Origin of the sequence: Nitrosomonas sp. H1_AOB3, from assembly GCF_015709435.1 — a bacterium.
Lineage (GTDB): Bacteria > Pseudomonadota > Gammaproteobacteria > Burkholderiales > Nitrosomonadaceae > Nitrosomonas > Nitrosomonas europaea.
In genome coordinates, this window is record NZ_CP054389.1 from 1,936,198 (window position 1) to 1,949,588 (window position 13,391).

Sequence of the window (13,391 nt, forward strand, 5' to 3'; positions counted from 1 at the left end):
CAGGATAGAGGCAGCAACTGTCCTGTTGGAATTACTGTTGATTCTGCTCTATACGGGAAGTTTTCTGCTCCAGCATGTCGATCAGCGCGGTAACGCCATCTTTCTGCAATACAGCACTGTATTCAGCCCGCTTCAGGGCCAGATCACTGACCCCGTCGACTACGATATTGATGATGCGCCAGCTTCCACCGGCCTCATGCATCACATAATCAAAATTCACCGGGCTGCCATCAGACCGGATGAGCTGGCTGCGAACCAACATCCGCCCTCGCGGAAGCTGTATCTGTTCGATGATCTTGAATTGCTCTCCATCGTACTGGTTAAACCGGTCTGCATAAGTTGCAATACTGTTGGCCTGGAATACCCGGGTGATCGCCTGTTGCTGATCGGAATCGAGCTTGGCCCAGTGTGCACCCAGTACAGAGCGGATGATTGCCGCAAGATCATGCGTCTGCTCAATAACAGGAGTCAGAAGCTTCAGACGGCCGCTGTAACCAATTTCCTGACCCTGTTGCATGGCCTGGATCAGCGTATTCTGCAGAGTGATCACCACCCGTTCAGCACCCTCATTTTCGAGTGATTCTGCCCGCAATCCGGAGATCATCACCAGCATGGCGATTACCCATAGCGTCACTATTCTGCTAATTGTGTTCAGAAGTTTCATAACGTCGATTTTTCCAGTGCGCCCGCACTCCTCGCCAGTATCTGAAGGCGGAAGTCCAGGTCATCATGAGATAGAGTGTGCCGATCAGGGGCAATACAATCACCCAAAAGGGTGAACTCCGATAAAATCTGAGCACGGGTGTATAAACAATGAGCATAGCCAGCCAGGCAAGAATGCTGCTGACCACAAAAATCGTATCCGTATAAATGATCGCGGACAATGGCGCACACCAGAACATGCTGGACATGATCAATGTACACAGCAACAGTAATAACGATGAATAGTGCAGTTGCGTGAATGCAGTACGAGCAACGGTATTCCAGATAGCCGCCAGGCTGTCATAACCCCGATGGCTTTGTACAGCATGACTGAGTCCGATCCAGGTTTTGAAACCAGCCTGTTTGACTTGTGCAGCCAATGCACAATCATCGATCAATGCGTGGTGGATACTGGTAAAAGCATCGATGGATCGCAGTACACCAGTTTCAACCAGAATGCACCCACCCGCAGCAGCAGCCATGCGGGATTTCGACTCATTGGACAATTTAAACGGATATAACAGCTTGAAAAAAAATATAAAAGCAGGTACCAGCAGACGTTCGGAGAAACGCTGGACGGGCAACTCTGCCATGAGCGATACCAGCGACAAATTTTCCTGACGAGCCTTATTCAGTAACGCTCCCAAGATACCGGACGATAGACTGATATCTGCATCCAGCAGCAAAGTGTACCGGGTGCGTACCTGTTGCAATCCCTGATTCAGCGCCCACAGCTTTCCACTCCAGTTTTTTGGTGGAGTCGTCCCGGAAATGACTTCAACACCTCGTCTGCCTGCCAGGGATGCAGTATGATCTTCCGACTGATCATCGATTACGATGATTCGCAAACCCTCGCCTTGCGCCTGAAGCCCGTTCAAGGTCTGATCGATGAACTGTGCCTCATTACGGGCAGGAATCAGAACAGTAACGTCATCAAAAGATTGTTTCGCTTCCGGACTTGATGATGGTTCAAGCTGCTCCCGGGTACTCCATGCTCGCCATGGCGCCAGCAGAATAGCCCACCAGCATAACATACCCGCCAAAGACAGATACATTACCAATACAGCCATGACCTTCGATACGCGGGAATATGAATATCTTCAGGCAAACAAAGAAGTATCAGTTATCCGGACCAGATGAATGATCCGATGACGGCGCAACCGTTTTGTGTTCAACAGTCACCGGTATGGGAAAAGGTTTCCGTTTATCGGTATTGTGCTGCGACTCACTGCTCGTTTGTAGCGGATCAAGTGCCATAGGCCCTTCTACGCGTGGACCACGCATGCTGACCCGTAATGCTTTAAGCGGATGAGCAAAGGTATCGTTGATGGCAGTGGGCTCAAACCCGCAGTGTGCCATACAGTTTGCACATTTGGGGTTGTTGCCGACACCATAGCGATCCCAGTCGGTTTCTTCCATCAGCTCACGGAAGCTTGTTGCATAACCTTCATCCACCAGCAAGTAGCAGGGCCGCTGCCAGCCAAACAGATTACGCGTGGGGTTTCCCCACGGCGTACATTTATAACTCTGATTACCTGCGAGAAAATCCAGATACAGGCTGGAATGATTGAATTTCCAGGGAAGTTTGCGTTTTTTGCCGATTTCAAAAATCGAACGGAACAACCGTTTGCTTACCGACCGCTGCAGGAATACGTCCTGCCGCGGTGCATGTTCATAACTGAACCCCGGGGAAACATTGATACCTTCAACGCCGAGCTTAGTTGCGGTATCAAAAAATTCTGCCACTTCTTCTGCTGTTTCACTCTGAAACAAAGTGCAATTGACCGTCACCCGGAAACCACGCTGAAGCGCCTGTTCGATCACCGGAATAACCTTGTCATACACACCCTCTCTGCATACCGATGCATCGTGGCGCTCGCGATTGCCATCGAGGTGAATGGAAAATGTAAGATAGGGCGAAGGCTGATAGTCGTCCATGCGAGTATCCAGCAGCAGTGCATTGGTGCACAGATATACAAACTTTTTGCGCTGAATGATGCCCTGCACGATCTGCGGCATTTCCTTATGGATGAGCGGCTCCCCTCCCGCAATGGAAACGACCGGCGCCCCGCATTCATCCACGGCATGCAAACATTCATCCACACTCAAGCGACGGCGTAACGTTTCTTCCGGGTAATCTATCTTGCCACAACCCGCACAGGCCAGATTGCACTGGAACAGTGGCTCGAGCATCAGCACCAGCGGATAACGTTTGTTACCCGCAAGCTTTTGTTTCAGGATGTAACTGCCCACCCGGTATTGCTGCAAAAAAGGGACGCTCATCGTTAAATTCTCTCCATTTTTTCATACCAGCCAATGTGCTGATCTTTTCCCTGATACAAAACCTGCAAAGCTATCTCTCTTCATCTCTTCAGATTTTGAGAGCAGATAATAAAAACAGGAAATTACTGCGAATGGCGGAAGCGGTGAGATTCGAACTCACGGATGGTTGCCCATCGCTGGTTTTCAAGACCAGTGCCTTAAACCGCTCGGCCACGCTTCCCTGTATCCGGTCAACCAAAAGCGGAATGATACCTTTCAATTGGCTATTTTACCAAGCCATTTCCTTTAAATTCGGCCAATGATCAGAAGAAATGAAGAAATTACAACCTGTATTGTGAACTATCCGGACTTAAGAGATAATGGTCACTTTTGTCGGCTTTTGTTGTCATGTGGTGCATAACATTGAGCTATGGTTTTTGAACAATCGAGGATGAAAATAAATGAAGGAAGCATTTAAAGATTTCAGCGCACCAGTGTTCAAGAATTTGACCAGTGCGATTCGTGCACTGGCCATGGATGCCGTCCAGAAAGCAAATTCCGGCCATCCGGGTATGCCAATGGGTATGGCGGAAATTGCAGAAGTATTGTGGAACCACCACATGCGCCACAATCCGACAAATCCTGACTGGGTGGATCGTGACCGGTTTGTACTATCAAACGGCCATGGTTCCATGCTGATCTATGCTCTGCTCCACCTGACCGGCTACGATCTGTCCATCGAAGACATAAAAAATTTCCGTCAGCTTCATTCCAAAACTCCAGGACACCCTGAATACGGTTACACCCCCGGTGTGGAAACCACCACAGGGCCGCTGGGACAAGGTATCACCAATGCCGTAGGGATGGCGTTGGCAGAAAAAATTCTGGCAGAAGAATTCAACCGGCCTTATTTCCCGATCGTCGACCACTACACCTACGTATTTCTGGGCGATGGTTGCATGATGGAAGGCATTTCCCATGAAGCCTGTTCACTGGCAGGAACATTGAAGCTGGGTAAACTGGTCTGCTTTTATGATGATAATGGAATTTCCATTGATGGACATGTCGAAGGATGGTTTACGGACAACACCCCCAAACGCTTCGAATCTTATGGCTGGCACGTCGTTCCAGATGTCAACGGACATGATCCCGTAGCAATACAGGCTGCCATCGAAGCCGCGAAGAAAGTACAGGACAAACCCACACTGATATGTTGCAAAACAGTCATTGGAATGGGTTCGCCCAACAAAGCCAATACCAGCCATGTTCATGGTGCTGCGCTCGGAAATGACGAAATTGCTGCAGCCCGCCCTCACATCGGCTGGAATTACCTGCCATTCGAAATTCCGCAAGAAGTTTACGATGCATGGGATGCGCGTGCCAAAGGTCAGGCGCTGGAATCTGCATGGAACAGCCTGTTTGCGGAATACAGTAAAAAATATCCGGCAGAAGCCGCTGAATTTACCCGCCGCATGGCTGACGAGTTACCCGTCGGGTGGGCCGATCACGTTGAGGGCACTATCAGCCAGATCAATGCCAGGGAAGAAACCATCGCGACCCGGAAAGCATCACAAAATTCAATTGAGGCACTGGCACCCGTATTACCCGAACTGATTGGCGGATCAGCAGACCTGGCCGGCTCCAACCTCACCATGTGGTCTGGTTCCAAGGGAATTGGCACAGAATCTACCGGTAACTATGTTTTTTACGGTGTCCGGGAATTTGGCATGAGCGCAATCATGAATGGCCTGTCGTTGCATGGTGGAATCATCCCCTACGGCGGTACTTTCCTGATGTTTTCCGAATACGCCCGCAATGCTCTGCGCATGGCGGCATTGATGAAAATTCGTAACATTTTCGTGTTCACTCATGATTCGATCGGGCTGGGGGAAGATGGTCCGACCCATCAGCCGGTTGAACAAACTGCCACACTGCGCATGATTCCCAATATGGATGTATGGCGTCCGTGCGATACCGTTGAATCGATCGTTTCATGGGTATCCGCCATTGAGCGCAGAGAAGGTCCGTCATCCCTTATATTCAGCCGTCAGAACCTACCCTTCCAGAAACGGGATGCAGTAACGATCAGCCTGATCAGAAAAGGGGGATATATCCTCTCTGAAGCAGCAAACAGAAAGCCACAGGCCATTATCATTGCAACCGGCTCGGAAATCGGGTTGGCAATGGCTGCACAGAAAACACTGGCAGAAAGCGGTATTGCAGTTCGCGTCGTATCCATGCCTTGTACAAATATTTTTGACAGACAGGATCAGGCGTACCGGGACAGTGTTCTGCCCAAGGGAATTGCACGTGTAGCTGTCGAAGCAGGGGTTACCGATTACTGGCGTAAATACGTCGGCCTTGAAGGAGATGTAATCGGAATCGACAGATTCGGTGAATCGGCTCCTGCAGAAAAATTATTCGAATATTTCGGATTTACCGTTGAGAATGTCGTAAATGCCGTGAAAAGGGTTATATAAGGTAAACAAAATTCGTTTTTACTCGTAAAACAGATTTTTTATTAAAAATGTGGAGATAGAGGAATGACAATCAGAATTGGCATCAATGGTTTTGGTCGTATTGGCCGGATGGTTTTCCGGTGTTCCATAGAGGAGTTTGATGACATTGAAGTTGTCGCAATCAATGATCTGCTGGAACCGGATTATCTGGCTTATATGCTGACACATGATTCCGTCCACGGGCGCTTCAGAGGAGATGTATCCGTCAGCGGAAACAATCTGATTGTAAACGGCAAACAGATTCGTCTGACCGCCATCAAGGACCCGACCGAATTAAAGTGGGATGAAGTTGGTGCGGATATCGTGGTGGAGTCTACCGGACTGTTCCTGACCAAGGAGCTCGCTCAAAAACATATCCAGGCCGGTGCCAAGAAAGTTGTTTTGAGTGCTCCGTCCAAAGACGATACGCCGATGTACGTTTATGGTGTAAATGATAAAGCATACGGCGGAGAAGCCATTATTTCCAACGCATCATGTACCACTAATTGCCTGGCTCCGATTGCCAAAGTACTGAATGATACCTGGGGTATCAAGCGTGGCCTGATGACGACGGTTCATGCTGCCACCGCTACACAGAAAACTGTTGACGGTCCTTCCAATAAAGACTGGCGCGGTGGACGCGGAATTCTTGAAAATATCATCCCTTCCTCTACGGGTGCAGCCAAAGCAGTTGGCGTAGTCATCCCTGAACTGAATAAAAAGCTGACGGGTATGGCATTCCGCGTTCCTACCTCTGACGTTTCAGTAGTGGATTTGACAGTCGAGCTTGAGAAAGACGCATCTTATGAAGACATTTGTAATGCGATGAAAGAAGCCTCAGCTGGTTCAATGAAAGGCATACTGGGATATACCGATCAGAAAGTGGTTTCCACAGATTTTCGCGGAGAAACCTGTACATCGGTATTCGATGCAGAAGCGGGAATTCAGCTCGACAAGAATTTTGTAAAAGTGGTTTCCTGGTATGACAACGAGTGGGGATATTCCTGCAAGTTGCTGGAAATGGTACGAGTAATCGCCAGTAAATAACCGAAGAAATTTTTCTTCTCATAAACCGAACAACCCTGTTTTCATGGTTGTTCGATGGCCATGCTGTAATTGTCCTTGTGCCAGTTACAGCATTATTGCTTCTATATCGGAAATATCTTTGTACTGTTCAGAAAGCCTGGAAGGATATGAATGTTCACTAATCCGTAAAAACATATCTATAAAAACATTTGTGATGGTCGCTCGTTCTGGTGTGGAGACCATGCCCGCAATTTTTAACCAAGCGATCAGAAGAATTTCTTTCTCTCACATTTTTGAAACCCGTAACCCGGCTAACTTGGAGTCAACGTGTCCGTTATTAAACTTGTCGATCTTGATCTGAAGAATAAACGCGTCTTTATCCGCGCTGATTTGAATGTTCCTGTAAAAGACGGGAAAGTGACATCAGATGCGCGCATTACTGCCTCGATGGCAACGATCAACCACTGCCTGAAACAAGGCGCAAAAGTCATGGTGACCTCTCATCTCGGACGGCCGGAAGAAGGGGTATGGACAGAAGAAAATTCTCTCCAGCCGGTTGCCGATGATATTGCCCGGAGACTGGGAAAGCCTGTCCGGTTGATCAAAGACTGGGTGGATGGTGGATTTGAAGTTGCGCCTGGAGAGCTGGTAATCCTGGAAAATTGCCGAATCAATAAAGGTGAAAAAAAGAACCTCGAAGAGACCGCCAAGAAATATGCCAGTTTGTGTGATGTATTCGTCATGGATGCTTTTGGTACAGCACACCGTGCAGAAGCTTCGACACATGGTATCGCCAAATATGCACCGATTGCCTGTGCAGGTATTTTGCTTACCGAAGAACTCGATGCGCTGACAAAAGCCCTGCATCAGCCAGCACATCCGCTGGTGGCAATCGTAGGCGGATCAAAAGTTTCCACCAAACTGACCGTGCTGGAATCGCTTGCTGAAAAAGTTGATCAGCTCGTAGTCGGCGGGGGAATTGCCAACACTTTTCTCAAGGCCGCAGGGAACAACATTGGAAAATCCCTGTGCGAGGATGAACTGGTACCCGTTGCAAAATCCCTGATGGACAAAATGAACAAGCGTAATGCAACGATTCCCATCGCAGTAGATGTCGTCGTCGGAAAGAAATTCGCTGCAGATGAAGCTGCTGTTCTAAAAGCAGCCAACGCTGTTTCTGATGACGACATGATCTTTGATATCGGGCCTGAAAGTGCTCAAGAATTAGTCGACATCATCATGAAAGCCGGTACGGTAGTCTGGAATGGCCCGGTCGGTGTATTCGAATTCGATCAATTTGGAGAAGGAACACGCGCCATAGCCAAGGCAATTGCTGAAACGGATGCCTTCACCCTGGCGGGGGGCGGTGACACAATCGCTGCCATCCAAAAGTACGACATCTACGATAAAGTTTCCTATATATCCACTGCCGGAGGAGCATTCCTGGAGTTCCTGGAAGGGAAGAAATTACCTGCTGTCGAGATTCTGGAATTACGTGCGAAGTGAGGTCTGAGAAGATTTTCTTCCGGAAATTCCAGAAATGATGCGAAGAACAAAAATTGTAGCAACGTTAGGACCGGCTTCCAGTAACGCTGAAGTTCTGGGGCGAATGCTCGAAGCCGGTGTCGATGTTATCCGTATCAATTTCTCACACGGAACAAAAGATGAGCACATCGCTTCCGTGGAGCTGGTTCGTTCGCTCGCCCGTTCGCTTGGCCGTACAGTCGGTGTACTGGCTGATTTACAGGGGCCAAAAATTCGTATCGGTAAGTTTGAGCAGGGGAAAATTCGACTCAAAACCGGGGATGAATTCATACTCGATGCAGAATGCCAGCTGGGAAACCAGGAACGGGTTGGACTGGATTATCGGGAACTTCCTAATGATGTCGAAGCAGGCGCCACACTCTTACTGGATGATGGGCGTATCGTTCTGACGGTGGCCAAAGTCAGAGAAAGTGAGATCTTCTGTGAAGTGTTGCAGGGCGGGATTCTTTCCAACAATAAAGGTATTAACCGGAAAGGCGGAGGGTTGAGCGCACCTGCACTCACTGCGAAAGATTTACTGGATATCAAGACTTCCGCAGTCATTCGAGCAGATTATCTCGCAGTATCCTTCCCTCGTTCCGGTGACGATATCAGGCGCGCACGCGCGCTGATGCAGGAAGCTCAGGGGCATAGTTTGCTCATGGCAAAAATCGAGCGCTCAGAAGCCATTCTGGCACTGGATGATATTCTGGAAGCATCTGATGCCATCATGGTGGCACGTGGAGATCTGGCAGTCGAAGTAGGTGATGCCGCCGTTCCTGCCCTGCAAAAACGCATGATACGATCTGCACGTGAAGCAAATAAGCTGGTAATTACCGCTACGCAAATGATGGAATCCATGATTTCCAACCCTATTCCGACACGCGCAGAAGTATCAGATGTTGCCAATGCCGTACTGGATGGCACCGATGCAGTCATGCTGTCCGCTGAATCGGCCGCAGGGCAATACCCGGTTGAAGCCGTCGAAGCCATGGCCAGAGTTTGTCTCGAAGCAGAAAAGGAATATACACCCAGTTTGAGAGCACGCCGTTCCCCCGATACACAGTCAATCAGTATTGAAGATGCCATTGCGCGCGCCACCATGTACGCAGCCGGTTCACTCAATATCCAGGCAATTGCAGCATTGACACAAAGTGGTGTAACAGCGTTGTTCATGTCACGCAGAAGTTCGAAAGCACCCATCTTTGCACTCAGCCCACAAGAAGATACTCTGGGTAAAGTCACCCTTTTCCGAGGCGTTTATCCCATAGAATTCGGACAAGGACTGTGTGATCCCGAAATCATCCTAGGCATGGCTGAAGACGAGTTACTCAAGCGTGGTGCGGTACGCGACGAAGATCTGATAATCATGACGATCGGTGAACCGGTTGGCAAAGCTGGCGGGACGAACACCATGAAGATCATCAAAGTAGGCAGTTCCAAGAAAGCTGCACAAGCAGTAAGAGAAGTGGCGCAACAACCCTTTTCTGATCCGCAGAATCTGTAAAAAGTAAACATATCACTGCCAGGCAGTGCCAGACTGGTGATGAAAGTAATTTATAATCAGCAGGTTTATAATTTTGATTCAGGCGTACCATTCATTATTTTTACTGCCACCTGCTGCTGAATGATTTTATTTCAGGAAATATAAAGCTCTAGTTTCGTCAGGAAATCAATACATTAATTTTATTTAAAGGAGACTTCAATGGCACTCGTATCTTTACGCCAGTTACTGGATCATGCAGCTGAAAACGGGTATGGACTTCCGGCTTTCAACGTAAATAACCTGGAGCAGATCCATGCGATCATGCAAGCCGCTGATGAATGCGACAGCCCGGTGATCATGCAGGGTTCAGCTGGTGCGCGCAAGTACGCCGGAGAGGCGTTTCTGCGTCATCTGATTGCTGCTGCGGTCGAAGCCTACCCGCATATTCCCGTGGTAATGCATCAGGATCACGGTGCTTCACCTGCTGTTTGCATCAACGCCATCCGCAGCGGCTTTTCCAGCGTAATGATGGACGGATCGCTGGAAGAAGATGGAAAAACTCCTTCATCATACGAATATAACGTCGATGTCACTTCCAAAGTAGTTGCAATGGCACATGCCGTGGGTGTTTCCGTGGAAGGTGAGCTGGGCTGCCTGGGATCGCTGGAATCAGGTCAGGGTGAAGCTGAAGACGGTCATGGTGCCGAAGGGCAGCTGTCACATGATCAGTTACTGACTGACCCCGAGCAGGCAGCCGATTTCGTCAAGCAAACCGGTGTGGATGCACTGGCAATTGCAATCGGGACCTCCCACGGTGCGTATAAATTCACCCGCAAACCCACAGGTGATATCCTCGCCATCCAGCGAGTCAAGGAAATTCATGAGCGTATCCCCAATACCCATCTGGTCATGCATGGATCCAGCTCCGTTCCTCAGGAATGGCTGGAAATCATCCGTGAATATGGCGGAGATATGAAAGAAACCTATGGAGTGCCGGTAGAGGAAATCCAGCAGGGTATCAAATATGGTGTGCGTAAAGTCAATATCGATACGGATATCCGTCTGGCAATGACGGGAGCAATCCGGCGCCATCTGGCGAAAAACAAAAGTGAGTTCGATCCGCGCAAATTCCTGAAAGATGCGACAGCAGCCGCCAAGGATATCTGTAAAGCCCGTTTCGAAGCTTTTGGGTCCGCTGGTCAGGCTGGCAAGATCAAACCTATCTCACTGGAAACCATGGCAAACCGTTATCTGCGTGGTGAACTGAAAGCCATCATCAAGTAATCCAAGAAAATCTTCCCACACCCCCGCAGACTTCCGGAAAAGCAATCAAACCGGACTGCGGGGTATTTTTTGCCTGATTTCATTACAGTCATTCGACAGCGTCCTGTTTTACCGCTGCAAGCTTCTCGAGTAAAACTTCCTGCGCACTGAATCTGTTGTTCTTCCTTGCAGATTTTCGTTTGTAGTGGCCGTCACCATTCATCTCCCATGTCTGTACGTTATCACGGAGATAGGGCTTCAGTCCCTCCAGGATTACCCGCTTCTTCAACCGCGGATCGAGTACCGGAAAACAAATCTCCACACGACGAAAAAAATTCCGGTACATCCAGTCAGCACTTGCCAGATAAACGTTATGCTGCTTTGCATTGAGAAAATAGAAAATGCGGGTATGTTCCAGAAAGCGCCCGACGATGGAGCGCACACGAATATTCTCTGATAATCCCGGCACACCGGGGCGCAGTGCGCAGGCACCTCGCACAATCAGATCAATTTTTACGCCTGCACCGGAAGCCGCATAAAGTGCCTGAATGACAGACGGCTCCAGTAATGCATTCATTTTAGCGATGATGGCAGCAGGTTCTCCCGCGTTGGCATGCTTTATCTCCTGTTGAATGCTGTTCAGTATCTGCCCATGCAGACTGAATGGTGATTGCCAGAGATGCTTCAGCTTGCTCGCTTTGCCCAACCCGGTCAGTTGCAAAAATACTTCACTGACATCGGTACAAATTTCCTCATGGCAGGTCAGCAAGCCAAAATCCGTGTAAACACGGGCTGTGCCAGGGTGGTAATTACCTGTACCCAGATGGACGTAACGTTTCAACTGCCCCGCCTCACGCCGTACTATCATGGCCATTTTGCAATGCGTCTTGTGACCAAACACACCATAAATGACGTGGGCACCCACCTCTTCCAGCCGTTTCGCCCAGTTGATATTGGCTTCTTCATCGAACCGGGCCAGCAACTCTACCACTACCGTAACTTCCTTGCCCAGCCTGGCCGCTGCCACGAGCGCTTCCATCAGCGTTGAATCCGAACCGGTGCGATAAACAGTCTGCTTGACAGCAATCACATCCGGATCTGCATAAGCCTGCTGAATGAATTCAATGACCGGCTGGAACGACTGGTAGGGATGATGCAGTAATATGTCACCCTTACTGATCAGCTCGAAAATGTTATGTGCTTTCTTTTTCTGAGAAAAAAAAGGTAAACCGGGAATGAAACGTGGAAATTTGAGGTCAGGTCGATCGATCAGATCAAAAACCTGTATCAGCCGCACCAGATTGACTGGCCCGTTCACCTGAAACAGATCTTCGTTCCCAAGAGAAAACTGCCCCAGCAAAAATTCCACCATCTGTTGCGAGCAACTATCTGCCACCTCGAGCCTGACCGCATTCCCCAGATGACGTTGCGACAATTCACCCTGCAATGCAATACGAAGATTCTTTATTTCCTCTTCATCAACGAACAAATCACTGTTACGGGTGACACGAAACTGGTAACAGCCCACCACCCGCATACCCGTAAAAAGTTCACCCACATGAGCATGGATAATGGATGACAGGAATACGAAACTATAGGGGCTGCCACTGATTTCTTTTGGCAGCCGTATGACACGAGGCAAAATACGCGGCGCCTGAACGATTGCAACACCTGAATTACGGCCAAAAGCATCTTTTCCTTCCAATGCAACCGCGAAATTCAGGCTTTTATTCAATATACGCGGGAAAGGATGGAAAGGATCCAAACCGATGGGGGTAAGCATCGGCATCAGCTCGCGAAAGAAGAAATCCCTGATCCATTCGCGCTGGCCATCATTCCAGGAATCGCGCCGCAGGAAACAAATACCCTGTTCCACCAGTGCGGGAAGAATATTGTCATTGAGCAACTGATATTGCCGGGAGACCAGTTCACGCACCTGCTCGGATACCCGTTCGAATGCCTGGCCAGGCGCCATGCCATCCGCACCGGAACCAGGTGCATCCAGCTTGATTTGTTCTTTCAGCCCGGCAACACGAACTTCAAAAAATTCATCGAGGTTACTGCTGACGATACAAATGAAACGCAGGCGTTCCAGCAGAGGTGTTTCCTCATTCTCTGCCTGCGCCAACACCCGGCGATTGAATTCGATCTGACTAAGTTCACGGTTCAGAAACTGTTTGGCAGCGGGCATCTCCGGCTTGGTTACCGGTGCCATCTCTGGTTCATTATTTATCACAAAATCACTGCTCAAAATTGCTGGAATACGGAGAACTGATCACTATCGCCCGATGATCCGGCTTGATTTATTTATCAGGAGGAATATAGCCTGCCGGCTGGTCGGCACCTTCACCAAAGAAATAGGCTTCCATCTGGCTGGCAAGGTACTTGCGTGCCTTGATATCCGCCAGATTCAGCCGCATTTCGTTGACCAGCATAGTCTGGTGTTTGATCCACTGGCCCCAGGCCTCCTTGGAAACATTATCAAAAATCCGTTTTCCCAGCTCTCCCGGATAAGGAGGAAAATCCAGCCCTTCTGCCTCACACCCAAGTCTGATGCATTTCACACTTCTAACCATACTATTAATTTATTTAAGATTTATTACACACCCGTTTTTTATGAAATACGGATA

Annotated in this window: 10 protein-coding genes and 1 tRNA gene; 5 read left to right on the forward strand and 6 right to left on the reverse strand. The window is 49.0% G+C overall.

The genetic code is table 11. From position 1 onward, the window contains the following. Window positions 1-31 precede the first annotated feature (31 nt). The 4 genes from HRU73_RS09000 to HRU73_RS09015 all read right to left on the reverse strand — a co-directional run bounded on the left by HRU73_RS09000 (window position 32) and on the right by HRU73_RS09015 (window position 3,205). A complete protein-coding gene (locus HRU73_RS09000; RefSeq protein ID WP_287398466.1) occupies window positions 32-664 on the reverse strand; it encodes an ABC transporter substrate-binding protein in 633 nt (210 codons plus the stop codon). Then, a complete protein-coding gene (locus HRU73_RS09005; protein WP_287398468.1) occupies window positions 642-1,772 on the reverse strand; it encodes a glycosyltransferase in 1,131 nt (376 codons plus the stop codon). Before HRU73_RS09005 ends, HRU73_RS09000 begins: the two co-directional genes overlap by 23 nt. Window positions 1,773-1,821: 49 nt before the next feature. Beyond that, complete coding sequence (gene hpnH / locus HRU73_RS09010) at window positions 1,822-2,985, reverse strand: adenosyl-hopene transferase HpnH (protein ID WP_011110964.1); 1,164 nt, start codon at window positions 2,983-2,985, stop codon at window positions 1,822-1,824. A 132-nt stretch (window positions 2,986-3,117) separates the two neighbouring features. Next, window positions 3,118-3,205 (reverse strand) — tRNA-Ser (locus HRU73_RS09015). A gap of 220 nt (window positions 3,206-3,425) precedes the next feature. Here HRU73_RS09015 and tkt point away from each other — a divergent pair. The 5 genes from tkt to fba all read left to right on the forward strand — a co-directional run bounded on the left by tkt (window position 3,426) and on the right by fba (window position 10,782). Further along, window positions 3,426-5,444: a transketolase gene (tkt, locus tag HRU73_RS09020; RefSeq protein ID WP_287398469.1), complete on the forward strand. Its 2,019-nt coding sequence runs from the start codon at window positions 3,426-3,428 to the stop codon at window positions 5,442-5,444. Window positions 5,445-5,507: 63 nt separating this feature from the next. Beyond that, complete coding sequence (gap, locus tag HRU73_RS09025) at window positions 5,508-6,509, forward strand: type I glyceraldehyde-3-phosphate dehydrogenase (RefSeq protein WP_011110962.1); 1,002 nt, start codon at window positions 5,508-5,510, stop codon at window positions 6,507-6,509. A gap of 306 nt (window positions 6,510-6,815) precedes the next feature. After that, a complete protein-coding gene (locus HRU73_RS09030) occupies window positions 6,816-7,994 on the forward strand; it encodes a phosphoglycerate kinase (protein WP_276818500.1) in 1,179 nt (392 codons plus the stop codon). A 34-nt stretch (window positions 7,995-8,028) separates the two neighbouring features. Then, entirely contained in the window at window positions 8,029-9,519 is a 1,491-nt protein-coding gene (pyk, locus tag HRU73_RS09035; protein ID WP_011110960.1) for a pyruvate kinase, read from the forward strand. A 198-nt stretch (window positions 9,520-9,717) separates the two neighbouring features. Further along, complete coding sequence (gene fba, locus HRU73_RS09040) at window positions 9,718-10,782, forward strand: class II fructose-bisphosphate aldolase (protein ID WP_011110959.1); 1,065 nt, start codon at window positions 9,718-9,720, stop codon at window positions 10,780-10,782. Between the two features lie 88 nt (window positions 10,783-10,870). On the opposite strand, the gene ppk1 is transcribed toward fba, so the two are convergent. After that, entirely contained in the window at window positions 10,871-12,976 is a 2,106-nt protein-coding gene (ppk1, locus tag HRU73_RS09045) for a polyphosphate kinase 1 (RefSeq protein ID WP_287398470.1), read from the reverse strand. Window positions 12,977-13,064: 88 nt separating this feature from the next. Further along, the gene (locus HRU73_RS09050) at window positions 13,065-13,337 is read right to left on the reverse strand and encodes an oxidative damage protection protein (RefSeq protein ID WP_276677327.1); all 273 of its coding nucleotides are present in this window, start codon (window positions 13,335-13,337) and stop codon (window positions 13,065-13,067) included. Window positions 13,338-13,391: the final 54 nt, after the last annotated feature.